This window comes from Kitasatospora sp. NE20-6, from assembly GCF_045862635.1.
The window spans coordinates 146,837-166,847 of record NZ_BPRL01000004.1; the positions used below are offsets into that span (position 1 = coordinate 146,837).

Annotated in this window: 17 protein-coding genes; 13 read left to right on the forward strand and 4 right to left on the reverse strand. The window is 74.2% G+C overall.

All coding sequences use genetic code 11. From position 1 onward, the window contains the following. The first annotated feature begins 284 nt into the window (after positions 1-284). Positions 285-758 carry an ATP-binding protein gene (locus SNE206_RS04900; RefSeq protein ID WP_407912099.1) on the forward strand — a complete coding sequence of 158 codons (474 nt, stop codon included), beginning with the start codon at positions 285-287 and terminating at the stop codon, positions 756-758. Between the two features lie 311 nt (positions 759-1,069). On the opposite strand, the gene SNE206_RS04905 is transcribed toward SNE206_RS04900, so the two are convergent. Beyond that, positions 1,070-2,149 (reverse strand): GlxA family transcriptional regulator, encoded by a 1,080-nt coding sequence (locus SNE206_RS04905; RefSeq protein WP_407912100.1) that lies wholly within the window; start codon positions 2,147-2,149, stop codon positions 1,070-1,072. 86 nt (positions 2,150-2,235) lie between these two features. On the opposite strand from SNE206_RS04905, the gene SNE206_RS04910 reads away from it, so the two are divergent. The 5 genes from SNE206_RS04910 to SNE206_RS04930 all read left to right on the forward strand — a co-directional run bounded on the left by SNE206_RS04910 (position 2,236) and on the right by SNE206_RS04930 (position 6,935). Continuing rightward, positions 2,236-3,486, forward strand: a complete 1,251-nt coding sequence (locus SNE206_RS04910; protein WP_407912101.1) for an MFS transporter — start codon at positions 2,236-2,238, stop codon at positions 3,484-3,486. An 89-nt stretch (positions 3,487-3,575) separates the two neighbouring features. Beyond that, positions 3,576-4,883 (forward strand): MFS transporter, encoded by a 1,308-nt coding sequence (locus SNE206_RS04915; protein ID WP_407912102.1) that lies wholly within the window; start codon positions 3,576-3,578, stop codon positions 4,881-4,883. Positions 4,884-4,929: 46 nt separating this feature from the next. After that, on the forward strand, positions 4,930-5,457 hold the full coding sequence (locus SNE206_RS04920; protein WP_407912103.1) for an N-acetyltransferase family protein: 528 nt from the start codon (positions 4,930-4,932) through the stop codon (positions 5,455-5,457). A gap of 135 nt (positions 5,458-5,592) precedes the next feature. Beyond that, entirely contained in the window at positions 5,593-5,928 is a 336-nt protein-coding gene (locus SNE206_RS04925) for a DUF4229 domain-containing protein (protein ID WP_407912104.1), read from the forward strand. Between the two features lie 2 nt (positions 5,929-5,930). Then, entirely contained in the window at positions 5,931-6,935 is a 1,005-nt protein-coding gene (locus SNE206_RS04930; protein ID WP_407912105.1) for a LacI family DNA-binding transcriptional regulator, read from the forward strand. 37 nt (positions 6,936-6,972) lie between these two features. On the opposite strand, the gene SNE206_RS04935 is transcribed toward SNE206_RS04930, so the two are convergent. Beyond that, entirely contained in the window at positions 6,973-8,181 is a 1,209-nt protein-coding gene (locus tag SNE206_RS04935) for an MFS transporter (RefSeq protein ID WP_407912106.1), read from the reverse strand. Between the two features lie 399 nt (positions 8,182-8,580). On the opposite strand from SNE206_RS04935, the gene SNE206_RS04940 reads away from it, so the two are divergent. Both SNE206_RS04940 and SNE206_RS04945 read left to right on the forward strand, forming a co-directional pair. Then, the gene (locus SNE206_RS04940; RefSeq protein ID WP_407912107.1) at positions 8,581-9,930 is read left to right on the forward strand and encodes a dicarboxylate/amino acid:cation symporter; all 1,350 of its coding nucleotides are present in this window, start codon (positions 8,581-8,583) and stop codon (positions 9,928-9,930) included. A gap of 251 nt (positions 9,931-10,181) precedes the next feature. Continuing rightward, a complete protein-coding gene (locus SNE206_RS04945) occupies positions 10,182-12,236 on the forward strand; it encodes a glycosyl hydrolase family 28-related protein (protein ID WP_407912108.1) in 2,055 nt (684 codons plus the stop codon). A gap of 210 nt (positions 12,237-12,446) precedes the next feature. On the opposite strand, the gene SNE206_RS04950 is transcribed toward SNE206_RS04945, so the two are convergent. Both SNE206_RS04950 and SNE206_RS04955 read right to left on the reverse strand, forming a co-directional pair. Beyond that, positions 12,447-13,643, reverse strand: coding sequence for an Ig-like domain-containing protein (locus SNE206_RS04950; protein WP_407912109.1), 1,197 nt, complete (start codon positions 13,641-13,643; stop codon positions 12,447-12,449). 280 nt (positions 13,644-13,923) lie between these two features. Then, complete coding sequence (locus SNE206_RS04955) at positions 13,924-14,127, reverse strand: cold-shock protein (protein WP_030287184.1); 204 nt, start codon at positions 14,125-14,127, stop codon at positions 13,924-13,926. A 381-nt stretch (positions 14,128-14,508) separates the two neighbouring features. Between SNE206_RS04955 and SNE206_RS04960 the strand changes: the two genes are divergently transcribed. The 5 genes from SNE206_RS04960 to SNE206_RS04980 all read left to right on the forward strand — a co-directional run bounded on the left by SNE206_RS04960 (position 14,509) and on the right by SNE206_RS04980 (position 19,975). Continuing rightward, positions 14,509-15,366, forward strand: a complete 858-nt coding sequence (locus tag SNE206_RS04960; protein WP_407912110.1) for a menaquinone biosynthetic enzyme MqnA/MqnD family protein — start codon at positions 14,509-14,511, stop codon at positions 15,364-15,366. A gap of 196 nt (positions 15,367-15,562) precedes the next feature. After that, positions 15,563-17,233 (forward strand): serine/threonine-protein kinase, encoded by a 1,671-nt coding sequence (locus tag SNE206_RS04965; protein ID WP_407912111.1) that lies wholly within the window; start codon positions 15,563-15,565, stop codon positions 17,231-17,233. A gap of 185 nt (positions 17,234-17,418) precedes the next feature. Continuing rightward, positions 17,419-18,597 carry a cyclic dehypoxanthinyl futalosine synthase gene (mqnC, locus tag SNE206_RS04970; protein ID WP_407912229.1) on the forward strand — a complete coding sequence of 393 codons (1,179 nt, stop codon included), beginning with the start codon at positions 17,419-17,421 and terminating at the stop codon, positions 18,595-18,597. Positions 18,598-18,609: 12 nt separating this feature from the next. Then, the gene (locus tag SNE206_RS04975; RefSeq protein WP_407912112.1) at positions 18,610-19,218 is read left to right on the forward strand and encodes a hypothetical protein; all 609 of its coding nucleotides are present in this window, start codon (positions 18,610-18,612) and stop codon (positions 19,216-19,218) included. A 184-nt stretch (positions 19,219-19,402) separates the two neighbouring features. Continuing rightward, the gene (locus SNE206_RS04980) at positions 19,403-19,975 is read left to right on the forward strand and encodes a hypothetical protein (protein WP_407912113.1); all 573 of its coding nucleotides are present in this window, start codon (positions 19,403-19,405) and stop codon (positions 19,973-19,975) included. Positions 19,976-20,011 lie beyond the last annotated feature (36 nt).

Below are 20,011 nucleotides of genomic sequence, written 5' to 3' on the forward strand. Positions count from 1 at the left end.
GTGCACCGCCCCCGACCGCCCGGACGATCATCGGTGCGACGCTCGTCAGGGTGAGCGGGACAGTATGCACCGAGCTGTCCCCCGATCGCTGGAATATGCCCGAAGCGCTTGCTCCGACCCTCCGGTCTCCTCATCCTGGGGCGTATTCGTGTCGAAGCCGTGGGTGATCCGACCGGGCGGAACCGGCCGTGGACGGCCGGCCGACCGGCGTGATGAAGGCCCCTGCCGCCCGGGCCGGGCGGCAGGGCGAGGGTGGCCGATTACCGAGTGCGGGTGGTGGAGCGGTGCAGGTACTTCAGGTGCAGCTGGCGGTCCAGGCGGACCCGGCCGAGGTCGGCAGGGCGCGCCGGTGGGTACGGAGCAGGCTCCGGGGCCACGGCCTCGACCCGGAGGCGCCGCTGGCGGAGACGCTCGTGCTGGTCGTCTCCGAACTGGTGACCAACGCGGTGGTGCACACGGGCTGCCCGGCCGTGCTCCGGCTGACCATGCCGGTGGCCGACGGGACGTCGGTTGACGCGGATTCACCGCCGCTGCGGGTGGAGGTCGCCGATGCCAGCTGTTCGGCGCCGGCTCCCCGCCATGCCGACGGCGAGGCGACCAGCGGGCGCGGGCTGGAACTCGTCGAGCTGCTGTGCGAGCGCTGGGGCTGGTACCCGGAGGGGTCCGGCAAGCGGGTCTGGTGCGAGATCGACCCGTCCGCGCCGGCCCCCGTGCTCGTGCCGGAGCCGGTGCTCGACGTGTACGCCTGGCAGCTCTGACACCGGGCGCCCCGAGGACCGACCCGCGCGGACGCGCGGGGTCCGTGCCGTGCGTGCCGTGGCGGTGGTGCGAGGGCGTACGGGTGGTGCGGCGGCGGCCTGCCGTGCCTCCGGTCGCCACGATGCGCCGCAACCCGGACCGAATTTCCGACAAGCCATTGACGTGACGTATCCGACTGATCACCCTAGGGTGCAGCTCTTCGTTGCGAGGGGACGCCGAGGGATGCCCGGGTGGTGCCAGCACTTCAGGGGGACCGGCTGCCGACCACCCGCAGGCCTCCTCGGCGAGTGCGGAGAGCCGGTGCGCGGGTTCAGGCCTCGCGCGTCAGCCCGGACGGTGTCCCGGCGCGCGATGCTCGGGGCGCGCGCGGCGGGGCCCCGTCCGGCGTCCGCCGACGGCTGCGCGGCTCCGTGGTGCGGAAGGTGCGCCGGTAGTCGGTCGGTGCCACGTCGAGGCGGTCCCGCAGCTGCAGGCGCAGCGACGCCGCGGTGCCGAACCCGGCCCGCCGGGCGACCTCCTCGATCGACAGGTCGGTCTGCTCCAGCAACTGCCGGGCCAGCTCGGTGCGCTGCACCGTCAGCCAGGCGCCGGGGCTGCTGCCCGTCTCCTCGCGGAAGCGCCGGGTGAAGGTGCGCACGCTCATGCCCGCCCGTGCGGCGAGCGCGCTCAGCGGGAGCGGCCCGGCGAGGTGCTCCAGCGCCCAGGCGCGGACGGCCGCGGTGCCGGAGCCCGTCTCCGGTGCCCCGGGGCCCGGCGTGCCGACGTACTGCTTCTGGCCGCCCTCCCGCCACGGCGGCACGAGGCAGGTGCGGGCGACGGCGTTGGCCACCGCGCTGCCGTGGTCGCGGCGCACCAGGTGCAGGCAGAGGTCGACGCCGGCCGCGACGCCGCCCGAGGTGAGGACGTCGCCGTCGTCGGTGAAGAGCACGTCCGGGTCGAGCGCCACCTGCGGGAACATCCGGGAGAAGCGCTCGGTGTACGCCCAGTGGGTGGTCGCCGGGCGGCCGTCGAGCAGGCCCGCCGCGGCCAGCACGAACGCGCCGGTGCAGATCGACACCAGCCTGGTGCCGGGCCGCACCCGGGCGAGGGCGGCGGTGATCCGCGGGTCGAGGACGCCCGCCACGACGTCGTCGGCGCCGTCGCGCTGGGCCGGGATCACCACGGTGTCGGCCTCGGCGAGGAGTTCGGGCCCGTGGTCGACGACGATCCGGAAGTCCGTGCTGGTGGTGACCGGGCCGCCGTCCACGGTGCAGGTGGCGACCCGGTAGAGCGGGGTGCCGCCGGGGCCCCTCGCGGATTCGAAGATCCTTGCGGGGATCGCGAGTTCGAAGGCGATCACCCGGTCGAGCGCGAGCACCACGACCCGGTGGGGTGCTGGTCCTGCTGCCATCGTCCGCTCCGTTCCCGCAGGTTGCTGCCACATTGTGACCCGAAAACCACTGGCCCGGGCAAGTGGTCTGGACCAAAACTGCTGCCGTGCCCGAACTGATCTCACCGCCCGCCCAGGCCGCCGCGACCCCGATCGACGCCGGCTCCGCCATCTGGACCCGCAACTTCCGGCTGTACTTCACCGCCCGCAGCTCCGGGCTGCTCAGCGACGCCATGCTCCCCGTCGCCGTCGCCGCCGGTCTGATCGGCGCCGGGCACCCGCTCGGCAGCGTCGGCTACGCCATGGCCTTCCTGCTCGCCCCGTTCGCGGGGCTGGTGCTGGTCGGCGGCGTCCTCGCGGACCGCTTCACCGCCCGCCGCCTGATGATCACCGCCGACCTGGTCAACCTCGCCACCCGGGTGGCGATGGCGTTCGTCTTCTTCACCGGCGTCGACCGGCTCTGGCAGCTGTACACCCTGCTCGCCCTCGCCGGTACGGCCGCCGCGATGTTCCAGCCCGGTGCGGCCTCCACCGTGCCGCTGACCGCGCGCGACGTCCAGGGCGCGAACGGCGTCCTGCGCACCTCGGAAGCGCTCACCGTCCTGCTCGGCCCCGCCCTCGCCGGCCTGCTCGCCGGGGCCGCGGCCACCGGCTGGGTGATGGTGATCGCCGCGGTCGCGTACGGGCTGAGCGCCTGCTGCCTGCTCGCCCTGCGCCTCGGCCCGGCCCCCGCCCGCCCGGCCGGCGACCGGCTGTGGCGCAACCTCGTCGAGGGCTGGCACGAGTTCCGCTCCCGCAGCTGGATGTGGGGCGTCATCGTGATCTTCATGTTCTTCAGCGCGCTCTGCTTCGGACCGCTGCTGCCGCTCGCCGCCGGCGTGCTCGTGCCGGAGCACGGCTCCACCGCGTACGGCCTGCTCAACTGCGCGTTCGGGGCGGGCACCGTGCTCGGCGGCCTCCTCGCGATCCGCCTGCGCCCGGTGCGGCCGCTGCGCGCCGGGGCGCTGGCCATGCTGGCGTTCCCGCTGTACCCGCTGGGCATCGTGCTCGGCCTGTCCGTGCCCGTGCTGGCCGGCTGCTTCCTCGTCACCGGCGCGGGCGTCACGTTCTGGAGCGTCATGTGGGCCACCAGCGTGCAGACCCAGGTCGCGCCCGACGTCCTCAACCGCATCCACGCCTACGAGGTCGCCGGCTCGGTCTGCATGGCGCCCGTCGGCGCGGCGCTCGCCGGGCCCGCGGCGGAGGCGTTCGGCCCGCGGGCCGTCCTGGCGACCGGCGGAGGGGTCGCGGTGCTGGTGGTCGCGGCCCTGCTCGCGGCGGCTCCGATCCGGCGGCTGCGCCGGGTCGACGCCGGGTGAGCCGCAGCCGGGCCCCCATGGCCCGATCCTGACGAAAGCTGGCGGTCCGGCCACTCGTCGGGCCGCCGGCACTCCGGGACACTCGACCGGTGACCGATCTGACCAGCCGCACGACCGCGCCGCCCGCCGGCACCAGGGCCCCCCGACTCCACTACGCCTGGGTGGTGGCCGGCGTTGCCCTGCTCGTCCTCCTCGGCTCCGCCGGGTTCCGCTCCACCCCCGGCCTGATGATGGACGCCCTGAACGGCGAGTTCGGCTGGTCGCACGCCACGATCGGCAGCGCCGTCTCGGTCAACCTCACGCTGTACGGCCTCACCGCGCCGTTCGCCGCCGCCCTGATGGACCGCTTCGGCATCCGGCTGATCGTCGTCTGCGCCCTGCTCGCCATATCCGTCGGCGCCGGCCTCACCGTGCTGATGACCGAGAGCTGGCAGCTGATCCTCTGCTGGGGCGTGCTCGTCGGCCTCGGCAGCGGCTCGATGGCGGGCGCCTTCGCCACCACCGTCACCGGCCGCTGGTTCCACGCCCGGCAGGGGCTCGTCACCGGGGTGCTCACCGCGGCCGGCGCGGCCGGCAACCTCGTCTTCATGCCGGTGCTCGCCGCCCTCGTCGAGCACCAGGGCTGGCGCACCGCCGTCGTCGTGGTCTCGCTGTCGGCGACCGTCGTGGCCGTGCCCGTGCTGCTGCTCATGCGCGAGCGCCCGGCCGACGTCGGCCTGCTCCCGTACGGCGCGACCGAGGCGCCGCCCGAGCCGGTCACCGACGGCAGTGCGCTGGCCCGCTCCCTGCGGGTGCTGCGGGTGGCGATGCGCAGCCGGGCGTTCTGGCTGCTCGCCGGGTCGTTCGCGATCTGCGGCGCCACCACCGCGGGGCTGGTCGGCACGCACTTCATCCCCGCCGCGCACGACCACGGCATGCCGGTCACCACCGGGGCGAGCCTGCTGGCGCTGGTCGGGGTGTTCGACGTGGTGGGCACCGTCGCCAGCGGCTGGTTCACCGACCGCTTCGACTCCCGGCGGCTGCTCGTCGTCTACTACGCGCTGCGGGGCCTGTCGCTGCTCTTCCTGCCGCAGCTCTTCGGGCACTCGCTGCAGCCGCCGATCCTCGCGTTCGTCGTCTTCTACGGGCTCGACTGGGTGGCCACCGTGCCGCCGACCGTCGCGCTCTGCCGCCGGCACTTCGGCGCGGACGCCCCGATCGTCTTCGGCTGGGTGCTCGCGGCGCACCAGATCGGTGCGGCCGTGGTGGCGGGCCTGGCGGGCCTGGCCCGTGACCGCTTCGGCGACTACGACCTCGCCTGGTACGCGGCCGGCGGGCTGTGCGCCGTCGCCGTCGTGCTGTGCCTCGCGCTGAGCGGCCGGCGTGCCGCCCCGGCCGTCGCGGTGGCCGTTCCGTGACAGCCCCGATCACGGTGGCCGTAAGGGCCGGGTAGCGTTGTCGACCATGACACTGGCCTTCACCCTGGACCCGGACCTCACCCCCGGGCTCCGCGCCGAGATCGTCGACCTGTGGACGGACGTCACCAACGCGGGCGGGGCCGTCGGCTTCGTCGCCCCCGTCACCGCGGACCGCGTCCGCACCACCGCCGACGAGGAGTTCGAGGGCCTCGCCCCGCACGGCCCGGACCACCTCCTCGTCGGCCGCGACCCGCAGGACGGCCGGCTCGCCGCCGTCCTCTTCCTCACCTCCCTGCGCTTCGACCTCATGGACCACTGGCGCCTCCTGAAGCGCGTCATGGTCCACCCCGCCTTCCAGGGCCGCGGATACGGCGCCGAACTCCTCGCCGAGGCCGCCCGCACCGCCCGCACCTGGGGCCTCGCCGGCCTCAAGCTCACCCTGCGCGGCGGCCTCGGCCTGGAGACGTTCTACGGCCGGTGCGGCTACACCGAGACGGGCCGGGTGCCGGGCGCGATCCGGGTCGCCCCGGGCGACGACCGCGACGACGTCACCATGTGGCTCGACCTCCGCTGAGCCCCGTGCGGACGCCGCCGCACGGCATGCTTCACTGGGAGACCGGCGCCGCCCGCACCCGGCGGCCCGGCCGGCACGCCCCATGACCGCCGTTCCGCCGCAACCGCCGTACCCGAGCAGTGAAGGACGCCACCCGTGAGCAGCCGCACGTCGCACGCCACGCTCCGCTACACCTCCCTGCGGGCCAGCATCTTCCTCGGCTGCCTGCTCCTGGCCCTGCTGCTCGGGCACTTCGGGGTCATCCCCGTCGGCGGCGCCTCCGGCGTGATCTTCCTGGTGCTCGTCGCGGGCCTGGTCTCGGCCCCGATCAGCTACGTCGTGCTCAGCAGGCAGCGTGACGCGATGTCCGAGCAGATCGCTGGCAAGGTCGGGGGCCTGCGCGACCGCACCGCACAGCGGATCGCCGCCCGGAACGCCGAGGAGGACGCCGCGGACGACGCCGCCCGCGCCGCCGTCGCCCGGCAGGACTGACCTTGGCCGACCCCGCGCCGCCGCGCCGCCCCACCGGGCGGGACGTGGCCCGGCTGGCCGGCGTCTCGCAGGCCACCGTCTCCCTGGTCTTCTCCGGGTCCGAGGCCGGCCACCGGGTCTCCGGGGCCACCCGCGAGCGCGTCCGCGAGGCCGCCCGCACCCTCGGCTACCGCCCGCAGGCCGCCGGCCGCCAGCTCCGCCTCGGCCGCAGCGGCATGGTGATGCTCGCCGTGCCCAACCTGCTCGGCCCGTTCTTCGGCCGGGTGCACTCCGGAGTCCACGCGGAGGCCGGACGGCGCGGCCTCGCCGTCGTCGTCAGCTCCGGCTGGGACAGCGCCACCCTCGCCGACGCCGCCGTCGCCGGACGCTTCGACGGCCTGCTGATCTGCTCGCCGGACGACAGCCAGCTCGGCGACCTGCCCGCCGCCACCCCCGCCGTCCTCCTCGACGCAGACCCGGCCCGCAACCCGGGCCGCCCCACCGTCGAACTCGACGTCGCCGGCGGCATGGGCGACGCCGTCCGCCACCTCGCGGCCCTCGGCCACCGGCGCATCGGCCACCTGCGCGCCACGCTCTCCGCCCACACCTTCCGCATCCGGCAGGCCGGCTTCGAGGCCGCCGCCGCCGGACTCGACGTCGTCGAGGTCGGCGTCCGCCTCAACGAGGGCGTACCGGCGGCCCGCGAGGCGGCCCGCAGCCTCCTCGCCCGCCCCGACCGCCCGACCGCCGTCGTCTGCGACGACGACGTGGTGGCCTCCGGCCTCTACCAGGCCGCGGCCGACCTCGGCCTGCGCATCCCGGCGGACGTCTCCGTCGTCGGCATCGACAACATCCCGGTCGCCGGCCTGCTCGCACCGCCCCTCACCACCGTCGACCTGCCCGGTGAGGAACTCGGCCGCACCGGCGTCACCGCCCTCGCGGCCCTCCTCGCCGGCGAACCCGCCGTGCCCGTGCCACCGCTGCCGACCCGCCTGGTGCTGCGCGCCTCCACCCGGCCCGCCGACTGAACCGCACGGCGTTGCGCCGCGGGCCCGGCCCCGGCGGTCAGGCCGCCGCGGCGAGCCCCGCGACGGCAGGACGTACGGCCGTCCGGAACCACCCGCGGCAGGCGAACAGCAGCAGCCCGCCCACGCCGATCCCCGCCGCCGCACAGACCGCGACCGCGAACAGCGACCCCTCCACCAGGAGCCCGGACACCGCGTACCCGGCCGCGTTGCCCGTCGCGAACAGCGTGACCAGCCAGGCGAACGCCTCCGTCACGGTGCCCGCCGGCGCGAGCTCCGCGATCAGCACGAACGCCGCCGCCAGCAGCGGAGCCAGCCCGATGCCCGACAGCAGCGACAGCCCCGCCATCGCGTACGGGCCCGGCAGCCACAGCAGCGGCAGGTAGGAGACGGCCATCAGCAGGGCGATCACCCAGGTGCGGGTCGCCGTGCCGCTGCGCCAGCGCACCGCGCCGTAGCCGAGCGCGCCGACGAGCCCGCCGAGCGCCGCCAGTGCGAGCATCAGGCCGGCGCCGCCGGGCAGGGCGCCCGGGTGCCGCTCGGCGTAGGCGATGAAGAGCACGCTCTGTGCGCCGACCGTCCAGCCGGCCCCGGCCAGACCGACCAGCAGCAGCACCAGGCCGCGGGAGCGGAGCGGGCCGAGCAGCCCGGACGACGCGCCCCGCGCGGGCGCCCGCCAGGCCCGGGCCGGGGCGGCCGTCGCGACCACGAGCGAGCCGAGCAGACCGAGCCCGGCCGCCGTCCACAGGGCGGCGGCCGGGCCGGGGCCGGCCGCGATGCCCGCCACCGCCAGCGGCCCGGCGACGTACAGGACCTGCTGCGAGGCGGAGTCGAAGGCGTAGGCGGTGTCGAGCTGTTCGTCGCGGACCACGGACGGCCAGAGCGCCCGCAGGCACGGCTCCAGCGGGGGCATCGCGAGACCGGCCAGGGCGGCACCGACCGGCGCGGCCAGGGCCGAGCCGGGGGCGAGGGCCAGCAGGGCGTAGCCGAGGCCGGCGACGGCGGCGGTGACGAGCAGCACCCGCGGCTGGCCGGTGCGGTCGACGAGGCGCCCGAGCACGGGCCCGCCCACCGCCGCGGCGATCGCGTACGCGGCGGTGGCGACGCCGATCCGGCTGTACGGCGCGCCGGCCTCGCGCAGCGCGAGCGCGATCACCAGGCCGGTCATGCCGGCGGGCAGCCTGCCGAGCAGGGTGCCGAGGAGCAGCCGGGTGACGTGCGGGGCGCGGAGCAGCGCGAGATAGCCCATGGTGGGAGTTATACGTATAACCAGCCTGCCCGTCAAACGGCTCCCGCTCCGGGGGCGGCTGGTTCGTGCCCGCAATTCAAACAACAACTTTGAACATCTCAAATGTTTACTGCTAATCTCCAGCCCATGACCACGCCAGGCGCCGCGCACCAGCACGGGACGAGCACCCCGCTCGCCCCCTGCCGCCCGCGCCTGCCGCGGGCCGCCGCCCGCCCGCTCCCGGGCCGCCGCGCCTGCCGCGTCTGCGGCTGTCCCCGGGCGGCACGCCACTCCTGAGCCCGGCCCCGCAGCGCGCCCCACGGCGCGCCCGGCCCGCGCGTGCCGCCCCGCCCGCCGTCCCGGCCCGCCGCTCTCCCCACCACCTGCCTGCCACCCGCCTGCCACACCCGGAGCACCACCATGCCCACCGCGCCCACCGCGCCCAGTGCCGAGCCCACCCCCGGCCTCCTCGCCACGATCCGCCGCACCCCGTTCTGGGCCCAGATCGTCGGCGGCCTGGCCCTCGGCCTGATCCTCGGCGGCATCGCCCGCACCTACGACGTCGCCTGGCTCGCCACCACCCTGGAGACCGTCGGCAAGACCTTCGTCCAGCTCCTCAAGCTGGCCGTGCCGCCCCTCGTCTTCACCGCGATCCTCGTCAGCGTCGCCAACCTGCGGAACGTCACCAACGCCGCCCGCCTGGCCGCCCGCACCCTGCTCTGGTTCCTCATCACCTCGCTGATCGCCGTCGCCGTCGGCCTCGTCCTCGGCCTGCTCACCGACCCCGGCAAGGGCGCGGGCCTCTCCACCCAGGGCCTGGAGGCCCCCGAGAAGGCCGGCAGCTGGGTCGACTTCCTCACCGGCATCGTCCCGACCAACATCGCCACCGCGTTCGTCGAGGTCAACGTCCTCCAGATCGTCTTCCTCGGCATCGTCGCCGGCGCCGCCGTCCTGAAGACCGGCGAGAAGGCCGCCCCCGTCCGCCGCCTCGCCGAGTCCGTCCTCGACCTCACGCAGACGGCCCTCTGGTGGGTCATCCGGCTCGCCCCGCTCGGCACCCTCGGCCTGATCGGCAAGTCCGTCGCCGTCTACGGCTGGGACCTCCTCAAGCCGTTCGCCACCCTCACCGCCGACGTCTACATCGGCTGCGCGATCGTGCTGTTCGGCGTCTACTCGCTGCTCCTGCGCTTCGCCGCCGGCCTCAACCCGCTCCACTTCTTCCGCGGCGCCTGGCCCGCGATCCAGCTGGCCTTCGTCTCCCGCTCCTCCGTCGGCACCCTCCCCGTCACCCGCCGCGTCACCGGCCGCCTCGGCGTCCCCCGCGAGTACGCCGACTTCGCCGTCCCGTTCGGGGCGACCACCAAGATGGACGGCTGCGCCGCGATCTACCCCGCGCTCGCCGCGATCTTTGTCGCCCAGGTGTACGGCGTCGACCTCGGCATCGGCGACTACCTGCTGATCGCCTTCGTCTCCGTGATCGGTTCGGCGGCCACCGCCGGCCTCACCGGCGCGATCGTCATGCTGACCCTCACCCTCTCCACCGTCGGCCTGCCGCTGGAGGGCGTGGGCCTGCTGCTCGCGATCGACCCGATCCTCGACATGGTGCGCACCGCCACCAACGTCGCCGGGCAGGTCGTCGTGCCGGTGATCGTCGCGGCCCGCGAGAAGACGCTCGACCTCGTCGCGTACAACGCGCCTACCGGTGACCTGCTCGCCGGGCCGGCCGACGCCGACACCCCGGCCGCCGGGCCGGTGGGTGCCGCGGCCTGACGCACGGTCCGTTCCGCAGCCCCTTCCCCGGTGTCCGGGGGAGGGGCTGCGGCATGTCCGGGGCCGGTGGGCCGGGCGAACAGGCGGGCGCAAGAATCGACTTGATGGCCGGATCTACTGAGCAAAGTCGCGAAAATATCTTGCACAAGCCTTGTGGGGCGGGCTCCGTGCGTCCTACTGTCACGTGACTCCCCGGCGTCCGCTCCGCCGCGAGGCGTCCTCAGTGCCACCTTGAGAGAAACGAGCATCCGATGTCACGGAGCATCACAGGAGCTGCAGCGAGACGGTCGGGTCTGCCTCTGCGCGGCGCGGCGACGGCGCTCGCCGCGGTGACCGCTGCCGCCGGTCTCACCGGCACGGCCTTCGCCGGCACCTCCCCGGCCGGCGCCTCCGCCGCCGTGGTGACGCGCGCCGGCCTCGCCCCCTCGCTCGTCGCGGGCCGCGGCGCCGAGCTCGGCATCGCCGAGCAGGAAGCGGAGAACGCCGCGACGAACGGCACCGTCCTCGCTCCCGACCGCACCGCCTACACGCTGCCCGCGGAGGCCTCCGGCCGGTCCGCGGTCAAGCTGGCCCCCGGCCAGTACGTCGAGTTCACCCTGCCGGCCGCGGCCAACGCGATCACCGTGCGGTACAGCATCCCGGACGCGCCGAACGGCGGCGGCATCACCGCGCCGCTCGACGTCACGGTGAACGGCAAGAACCGCAGCACCATGACGCTGACCTCGCAGTACTCCTGGCTGTACAACCAGTACCCGTTCACCAACGACCCCGGCGCCGACCTGCTGCACTCCGACTGGTGGATCACCGAGTGCGGCTGCGTGCCGAGCGCGACCACCCCCACCCCGCAGATCACCAAGCCGTTCCGGCAGAACCACTTCTACGACGAGCAGCGCCTGCTGCTCGGCCGGACGTACAAGGCCGGCGACAAGGTCCGCCTCTCGGTGCCGGCCGGCTCCGCCGCCGCGTGGACGGCCGTCGACCTGCTCGACTCGCAGCTCGTCGGTGCGCCGCACGTCGAGCTGGCCGCCGCGAACGTGCTGGCGTTCGGCGCCGACCCGTTCGGCAAGCGGGACTCCGCGGACGCCTTCGACAAGGCCGTGGCCTTCGCGAAGCGCGCCCACCTCAAGGTGTACATCCCGCCGGGCACGTACCAGGTGAACCGTCACATCGTCGTCGACGACGTGACGATCGAGGGCGCGGGCAGCTGGTACACCGTCGTCAAGGGCCACCAGGTCACGCTCGCCACCCCGGCGGCGGACGGCTCGGTGCACACCGGCGTCGGCTTCTACGGGAAGACCGCCGCCGAGGGTGGCAGCCGCAACGTCCACCTCTCCGGTTTCGCGATCGAGGGCGACGTCCGCGAGCGCATCGACACCGACCAGGTGAACGGCATCGGCGGCTCGCTCAGCGACTCGTCCGTCGACGGCCTCTACATCCACCACACCAAGGTGGGCATGTGGTTCGACGGCCCGATGAAGAACTTCACCGCGACGAACAACGTCATCACCGACCAGATCGCGGACGGCCTGAACTTCCACACCGGCGTGACCGACTCGGTCGTCCGGAACAACCTCGTCCGCAACTCGGGCGACGACGGCCTCGCGATGTGGGCCGAGAAGACCCAGGACGCCCGCAACACCTTCGACCACAACACCGTGCAGTCGCCGGTGCTGGCGAACGGCATCGCGATCTACGGCGGCACCGACAACACGGTCTCGAACAACCTGATCGCCGACCCGGTCCGCGAGGGCAGCGCGATCCACGTCGGATCCCGCTTCGGCGCCGAGCCGTTCACCGGCCACCTGTGGATCACGGACAACACCACCGTCCGGGCCGGCACGTACGAGCTCAACTGGAACATCGGCCTCGGCGCGATCTGGTTCTACGCGCTGGAGAAGAACATCGACGCCGACATCCGGGTGACGGGCGACACCTTCCTCGACAGCACCTACAACGCGATGATGCTGGTCGCGGACTGGCCGGTGAAGGACCTCTACTCCGTCACCGACCTCCACTTCAAGGACATCAAGGTCGACGGCACCGGTACCTCGGTGCTCAGCGCCCGCGTCGCGGGCTCCGCGACCTTCGAGAACGTGGACGCCCGCAACGTCGGCGCCGTCGGCGTCAACAACTGCGGCACCTTCCACTTCACCCCGGCCGGCTCGGAGTTCTCCCTGACCGACCTCGGCGGCAACGACGGCGGCGGCACCACCGGCCCCTGGCTGGCCTCGTGGGAGCTGCCCAACACCATCACCTGCGACGACCGCCCGCCGGTCGTCGTGCCGCCGGCCCCGTCGGCGTGGTGACGTCCGTGCGGTGACGTCCGTGCGGTGACGTCCTCGCCATGACGCCCGGGGGGCGCCGCCCGTGCGACGGCGGTCGCCCACCGGTCTCCGCGCCGTGCCTCGCGCCGGGTGGGTCGAGGTGCGGTGCGGTGCGGAAAAGCGTCGGGGCGGTCGCCCGGGAGGTGCTCCCGGGTGACCGCCCCGACGCCGTACCCGTCAGGGCCTAGCGGGTCACCACTTGTCCCAGGCGACGTTCCAGCCGCTCATGCCGTTGTCCGGGCGGACCTGCTGGCCGACCGAGTTCTGGACGGTCACCACGTCGCCGACCATCGCGGAGTCGTAGAAGCGGCCGGCCGACGAGCCCGGGGAGCCGTCCTTCGCGGAGGTGTCCTCCAGGCCGATGCAGCCGTGGCTGGTGTTGGTGTGGCCGAAGACACCCGGGGCGTACTTGCCGTGCACGTAGGTGCCGGTGGGGGTGAGACGCAGGGCGTGCGGCATCTCGACCTTGTAGTCCGGGCCCTCGTGGTTGACCACGGTGGAGGAGTCCATGACGGTCGTCCCCTCCTTCGCCATGATCACCATCGTGCCGTTGAAGGTGTTCTGCGAGGCGGGCGAGGTGGCCCCGGCGCTGATCGGGATCGTCGCGTCGGGCTTGCCGTCCTCCTTCACCACCATCTGGTGGCTCTTCGCGTCCGCGACCGCGATGCGGGAGCGCCCGACGGTGAAGGTCTGGTCGCTGTCGACCTCGCCGTAGACGCCGGGGGAGGTCTCGACGCTCTTCAGCCGGTAGTGCACGGTCACCTTGGTGTTCGGCGTCCAGAACTTCTCCGGCCGGAAGTCGACCCTGGTGGCGTTGAACCAGTGCGGCTTCACGACGGATCCGTCGGACGTCTCGAACGTGACGGCCTTCTCGACCGAGGCCTTGTCCGTGACGGACTTCTTGAAGTTCAGCGAGACGATCATGCCGACGCCGTACGTCTGGCCGTCGGCGACGTTGTCGTACGGGCTGGCGCCCTTGGCGGGCGTGAGCGTGGTGAAGGTGCTCTCGGTGGTCGTGGCCAGGCCCGCGGCGTCCGCGGCCTGTGCGGTGACCTTGTACTCGGTGGAGACCGAGAGGTTCTCCGAGGGCGCCCAGCCGAGGCCGTCGGCGGAGATCGTGCCGGGCACGGCCTTGCCGTCCTTGCCGGTCACCGTCACGGTGGTGAGCTTGCCGTTCGCCACGGCGACCTTGAGCACACCCTTCGGCTTGACCTGCGTGGCGCCGTTGGCCGGCTCGACGCTCACCACGGCGGCGGACTTCTTCTGCTCCGCCTTCTTCGGCCCGTCCGTGGACGAGCCACCACCGCCACCACCGCTGCACGCGGTGGTCAGGGCGAGCGCCCCGCCGAGCACCGCCGCTGCCACAACCCTGCCTGCCGCCCGCTTCACTGCCCACTCCTTCGCCGACTTCCCCCCGTTAGACGCTCGGGCGGGCCCGGCAGTTTCGTATCGGGGGCGAATCATCCGGTCACGAATCGACAACGGGTCGACCGTCACTCCCGGCGACCGTCCGGTCGTGTACCGACCGGCCGGGAGCGGTGGGCACAGGCAGGGGGCCCGCCACGACAGTGGCGAGCCCCCTTGGTACTGCTCGTCGTGCTCTGGTGGCGGCCGGGTGGCCGCCGGCGGACCCGAAGGGGTCCCGAGCGATCAGATCATCAGAGGATGGTCAGACAGCGGTGACGTTCTCCGCCTGCGGACCCTTCGGGCCCTGCGTGACGTCGAAGGTGACCGCCTGGTTCTCCTCCAGCGAGCGGAAGCCGTTCGCGTTGATGGCGGAGTAGTGGACGAAGACGTCGGGGCCGCCACCCTCCTGGGCGATGAAGCCGAAGCCCTTCTCAGCGTTGAACCACTTGACGGTTCCCTGAGCCATGCCGTTCTCCTTGCGAGGGACGTATTGGAGGCCACACCGCGTGACCGCCGGTCCGCTGCGCTGATCGCCCTGCCTCCGGTCCGGGCCCGGAGTTTTTCGCACAGTGCTCAATCAATGCTCAATTGATGCTGTAACTGCTGAAAAACTACAAAAAGCCCGCGGTTACATGCTCCGCAGGCTTCAAGTACTGCAAGGGGAATCAAACTGCAACTGAGGGAGACGGTAGCACGCGGGGGCGGCCCCGACCAGGGGTGACCGGAGGGCCGCACCGGTGTGTCGCACGCCTGGTGTCGGCACCCCGCTGAGGCAGGCATACGCTGCCGGGGAGAGTACGAACGGCAGAGGGAGCACGCGGTGGCGGGTCGGGATGCGAGCAGCTCGGTGGCAGTGAAGCCCCGGGTCGGACATATTCAGTTCCTCAACTGTCTGCCCCTCTACTGGGGCCTTGCCCGGACCGGCAACCTCCTCGACCTCGACCTCACCAAGGACACCCCGGAGAAGCTCAGCGACCAGTTGGTCGCCGGCCTGCTCGACATCGGCCCGATCACCTGCGTCGAGTACCTGCGGCACGCCGACGAGCTCGTCCTGCTCCCCGACATCGCGGTCGGCAGCGACGGCCCGGTGATGTCCTGCGTCATCGTCAGCAAGGTGCCGCTCGCCGAACTCGACGGCCGGCCCGTGGCGCTCGGCTCCACCAGCCGCACCTCCGTCCGCCTCGCCCGCCTCCTCCTGGAGGAGCGCGAAGGCGTCCGGCCGGAGTACTTCTCCTGTCCGCCCGACCTCGACGCGATGCTGGAGCACGCCGACGCCGCCGTGCTCATCGGGGATCCCGCCCTGCGCGCCTCCCTCGAACAGGCCCCCGACCAGGGCCTCGACGTGCACGACCTCGGCGCGCTGTGGAAGGAATGGACGGGCCTCCCCTTCGTCTTCGCCGTCTGGGCCGCCCGCCGCGACTACGCCGCACAGCACCCGGAGACGGTCGCCGCCGTGCACCGCGCCTTCCTGGAGTCCCGCGACCTCTCCATCGACGAGGCCGCGAAGGTCGCCGAACAGGCCGCCCGCTGGGAGTCCTTCGACGCGCCGCTGCTGGAGCGCTACTTCACCGAGGCGCTCGACTACTCGCTCGGCACGCGCCAGCTCGCCGGCATCGCGGAGTTCGCCCGCCGCGTCGCCCACGACACCGGCTTCGCCCCGGACGTCTCCGTCCGCCTCCTGGAGCCGGTGCCCGTCGTCGGCTGACCCGCCGTCGGCCGTCCGCCGCTCGGGCTGACCCGCCGTCGGCCGTCCGCCGCTCCGGCTGCCGGGCCGTCCGCCGTCCGTGGTGCGCCCGCGCGCCGACGCACCGCGCCGCGGCATCACCACCCGGGCGTCGCCGACGGGTAGTACTGTCCCGCGCGGGGGCGCGGAGCCGGGCCCCGGTGCGGGAGGCGGGGCGATGGAACCACTGGGCGGGTCGGATCCGGCACGGATCGGCGCCTACCTGCTGCTGCGCAGGCTCGGCGCGGGCGGCATGGGACGCGTCTACCTCGGGCGCACCGCAGGCGGCCGGACGGTCGCCGTGAAGGTCGTCCGCGGCGAACTCGCCGACGACCACGAGTTCCGGGCGAGGTTCCGCCAGGAGGTGGCCGCCGCCCGGCTGGTCGGCGGACGCTGGACCGCCCCCGTGCTCGACGCCGACACCGAGGGCGAACAGCCCTGGGTGGCCTCCGGCTACGTCGCCGGGCCCTCCCTCGACGCCGCCGTCCGCCGCCACGGCCCGCTGCCCGTCCCGGTCGTGCACACGCTCGGCGCGGCCCTCGCCGAGGCGCTCCAGCAGGTGCACGGCCTCGGCCTGGTGCACCGCGACGTCAAGCCGTCGAACGTGCTGCTGGCCCTCGACGGGCCGCGCCTCATCGACTTCGGCATCGCCCGCGCCCTCGACGCCGCCACCGCGCTCACCCGCTCCGGCTACGTGGTCGGCTCGCCCGGCTACCTCTCGCCCGAGCAGGCCGCCGGCGAGCAGGCGGGCCCGGCCGGCGACGTCTTCTCGCTCGGCGCGGTGCTGGCCTTCGCCGCCACCGGCACCGCCCCCTTCGGCGAGGGCGTCAGCGCCGCCGTGCTGCTCTACCGGGTGCTCCACGAGGAGCCCGACCTCGCCGGACTGTCCGGCCCGCTGCGCGGCGTTGTCGCGGCCTGCCTGGCCAAGGACCCGGCGGCCCGGCCCGGCCCGGCCGAGCTGCGGGCGCTGCTGGCGCCCGGCGCCGTGCCGCCCGCCACGGGGGAGTGGCTGCCGCCGGCCGTCTCCGCGGCGGTGGCGCGCAGCGCCGTGGAGCTCCTGGACCTGGAGGCGCACGGCGCCGCACCGTACGGCCCGCCCGCCGGTGCGCCGCAGCAGTGGGACCGCTCACCCACCGAGGTCGCACAGCCGGCACCCCCGCCCGCCCCGCCCGCCTACGCCGCACCCCCCGCCCACACCGCTCCGCCCGCCTACGTCACTCCGTCCGCCCCTACCGCTCCGTCCTCGCCGACCGGCGGGCCCGCCCGCGCCCGCCGGGGCGTCCTCGCCGCCGTCCTCGCCGCCGCCGTCCTGGCGACGGGCACCGTGCTGTGGTGGACGTCCCCCTGGGACCGCGACGGTGGCGCCCGGAGCCAGGACGGCGCGAGCCCCGGCGCGTCCTCCCCGGCCGTGCCCGGCACCTCGGGCCCGGCCTCGCCGTCCGCCGGTCCGTCCGGCAGCGGCGCGGGCTCCCCGGGCCCGTCCGGCGGTGGCGACGCCCTCCCGGCGGCGTACCTCGGCACCTGGCGGGGCACCATCACCACCCGGATCATCCCGCTGCCCAGCACCTTCGAGGTGGAGTTCACAGCCGGACGGGTCGGCCAGAAGGTCGGCACGACCTCCAACACCTCCGCCACCGACGGCACCGTGTGCCGCGGCGAGCTGACGCTGCTCTCGGTCGGACCGGAGAGCATCGAACTGCAGGAGAAGGCCGTGGGCACCGACCCCGGCTGCACCGGGGTTCCCGAGAAGCAGGCCTACCGGCTGGCGTCGTCGCGCACGCTGCACCTGCAGGTCAGCGAGGCGCCGCTGGGCTCCGACCCGTCCGGCGACCTCGCCAGGCAGGGGTGACCGGCCGCGGAAACCGGCTGGCGTAGGCTGGTTCGGTCATACCGGCCGGACGTCCCGGCTCCGGCCGAGGCGACCCGACGTTGGACAGAAAGAAGGCCCGCCAGGTGTCCGAGCAGACCCTTCCCCAGCCTTCGGCCGGGGGCGCCCCCACCCCCGCCTCGGCCCAGGATGCCCCCGCCGCCGACCTGCAGGCCGTCCTCGACCGTGCGGCCGCCGGCGGCCGGATCACCCCCGAGGAGGCGCTGGAGCTGTACCGCTCCGCGCCGCTGCACGCGCTGGGCTCCGCCGCCGACGCGGTGCGCCGCCGCCGCTACGCGGGCGTCGAGCACATCGCGACGTACATCATCGAGCGGAACATCAACTACACGAACGTCTGCGTGACGGCGTGCAAGTTCTGCGCGTTCTACGTGGCCCCGAAGAGCGACAAGGGCTGGTCGCGCGACCTCGACGAGATCCTGCGCCGCTGCGCGGAGACCGTCGAACTGGGCGGCACCCAGATCATGTTCCAGGGCGGGCACCACCCCGACTACGGCGTCGAGTACTACGAGCGGGCGTTCTCCGCGATCAAGGCGGAGTTCCCGCAGCTGGTGATCCACTCGCTGGGCGCCTCCGAGGTCGAGCACATGGCGCGGATCTCCGGCGTGACGATCGAGGAGGCCATCTCCCGCATCCACGCGGCCGGCCTGGACTCCTTCGCCGGCGCCGGCGCCGAACTCCTGCCGGAGCGGCCCCGCAAGGCCATCGCCCCGCTCAAGGAGTCGGGCGAGCGCTGGCTGGAGATCATGGAGGCCGCGCACGGCCTCGGCGTGGAGTCCACCTCCACCATGCTCATGGGCACCGGCGAGACCAACGCCGAGCGGATCGAGCACCTCCGGATGATCCGCGACGTGCAGGACCGCACCGGCGGCTTCCGCGCGTTCATCCCGTACACGTACCAGCCGCAGAACAACCACCTCAAGGGCTCCACCCAGGCCACCGTCTTCGAGTACCTGCGCATGATCGCCGTCGCGCGGCTCTTCCTCGACAACGTCGCCCACATCCAGGGCTCCTGGCTGACCACCGGCAAGGAGGCCGGCCAGCTCTCCCTGCACTACGGCGCCGACGACCTCGGCTCGGTCATGCTGGAGGAGAACGTCGTCTCCGCCGCCGGGGCCAAGCACCGCTCCAACCTCACCGAGCTGATCCACCTGATCCGCGCGGCCGGCCGCACCCCCGCACAGCGCGCCACCACCTACGAGCACCTGCGCGTCCTCGACGACCCGGCGAACGACCCGGTCGACCCGCGCGTCGCCTCGCACATCGCCTCCACCGCCATCGAGGGCGGCACCGCGCACCCGGAGCTGAAGATCCTCTCGGCGACCTGATCCGGCGACCCGATGCTGACGCTGCACCGCGCCGCCCTGCTGCTCGCGGACCCGGCCGACCCGGACGTCCCGCCGGTGCCCGACGGCGCGGTGCTCGTCGACGGCGGCCGGGTGGCCGCGCTGGGCCCGTACCCCGGGCTCGCCGACAGCGGCGCCCGCGTCCGGGAGTGGCCGGGCGTCCTCACCCCCGGCCTGCTCAACCCCGCCGCCGGGTGGCTGCTCGAACACCGCTACCACCCCGACCCGCGGGACGGCCTCGGCGAGGCACCGCTCGCCCTGGACGTACCGGACGACCGGCGGGGCGGCTCCGCCCGGCGCGGACTCCAGCGCATGCTCGCACACGGCACGACCGCCGTCGCCGGGCCGTTCACCCACCCCGCGGTGCGGACCGCCGTCACCCGCTCCGGGCTCTCCGTGCTGCCCGGCGACGGCGCCGAGGGCGGGCTCGACCCGCTCGCCGGCCGCACCCTCGCCGCCGCCGTGCACCGCCCGCTGACCGTCGGCGGCCCCGCCGACCTGGCCGTCTTCGCCGCCGCCTCGGCGGCCGCCCTGGAGGCGTCCGGCGCCTCCTGCTGCCTGGCGACCGTCCTCGCCGGGCGGCTGCAGTACCGGCGCCGCTGACCCCGCCCCGGCACCGCCGGGCACGTGGCGCCGCGCACGCCCGCACAAACCCCTCACCTCCCGCCGTGACCTGAGGCACCGCCAGCGGCTACGATCCCGGACAGTCACTCAGACGCGAGTCCGAGCGGCCCCCTCACCACCGGGCCCACACCGGGGCCCGTGTCCGGCAGCCAGGACAGGAACGATGCCACCCGCCACCGCTCCCCTCCCGCCCGCCAAGCGGCTGGGCCGAGGCTGGTACCTCGCGGCGGTGCTCAGTGCCGTGCTGGCCCTCGGCATGTGCCTGCTCGGCTGGCGCCAGGCCGACCAGGCCGACCGGATCACCGCCAACCCCGTCCGCGTCGAGGGCACCGTCACCCAGCTCCCCGGCGGCAGCGGCAGCTACAGCCAGGTCGGCTACACCGCGGAGGGCCGCCGGCTCACCGCCGTCGACCTCTGGCTGCCGCACGGCGCCGCGGTCGGCGACCCCGTCTGCCTGGAGCACGCCGCCGACGACCCGGGCGCCGTCCGGGTCTGCGGCAAGCGCTACCCGCAGCCCGTCGGCATCACCCTGGCCCGGATCAGCGTGCCCGTCGCCCTGCTCTGCCTCGTGCTCTGCCTGGCCCGCATCGTCCGCCACCGCCGCAGCCACCCCGCGGGCACCGGCCGCACCCGGGTGCGCACGACGATGGTGCTGGCCGCCGAGGGCATGCCCGCGCTCACCCACGGCAAGCGCTCCCGGCGCCGCCGCAAGGGCGGCCGGCGGGCCCTGCGCTGACACCGTTCCGCCGCGAAGGAAGCGCGCGGCGGCGGC

Coding starts and splice junctions, on each gene's coding strand:
- SNE206_RS04905 (WP_407912100.1), bottom strand. CDS start 2,149: ATGGCAGCAGGACCAGCACCCCACCGGGTCGTGGTGCTCGCGCTCGAC.
- SNE206_RS04920 (WP_407912103.1), top strand. CDS start 4,930: ATGACACTGGCCTTCACCCTGGACCCGGACCTCACCCCCGGGCTCCGC.
- SNE206_RS04935 (WP_407912106.1), bottom strand. CDS start 8,181: ATGGGCTATCTCGCGCTGCTCCGCGCCCCGCACGTCACCCGGCTGCTC.
- SNE206_RS04940 (WP_407912107.1), top strand. CDS start 8,581: ATGCCCACCGCGCCCACCGCGCCCAGTGCCGAGCCCACCCCCGGCCTC.
- SNE206_RS04945 (WP_407912108.1), top strand. CDS start 10,182: ATGTCACGGAGCATCACAGGAGCTGCAGCGAGACGGTCGGGTCTGCCT.
- SNE206_RS04955 (WP_030287184.1), bottom strand. CDS start 14,127: ATGGCTCAGGGAACCGTCAAGTGGTTCAACGCTGAGAAGGGCTTCGGC.
- SNE206_RS04965 (WP_407912111.1), top strand. CDS start 15,563: ATGGAACCACTGGGCGGGTCGGATCCGGCACGGATCGGCGCCTACCTG.
- SNE206_RS04975 (WP_407912112.1), top strand. CDS start 18,610: ATGCTGACGCTGCACCGCGCCGCCCTGCTGCTCGCGGACCCGGCCGAC.
- SNE206_RS04980 (WP_407912113.1), top strand. CDS start 19,403: ATGCCACCCGCCACCGCTCCCCTCCCGCCCGCCAAGCGGCTGGGCCGA.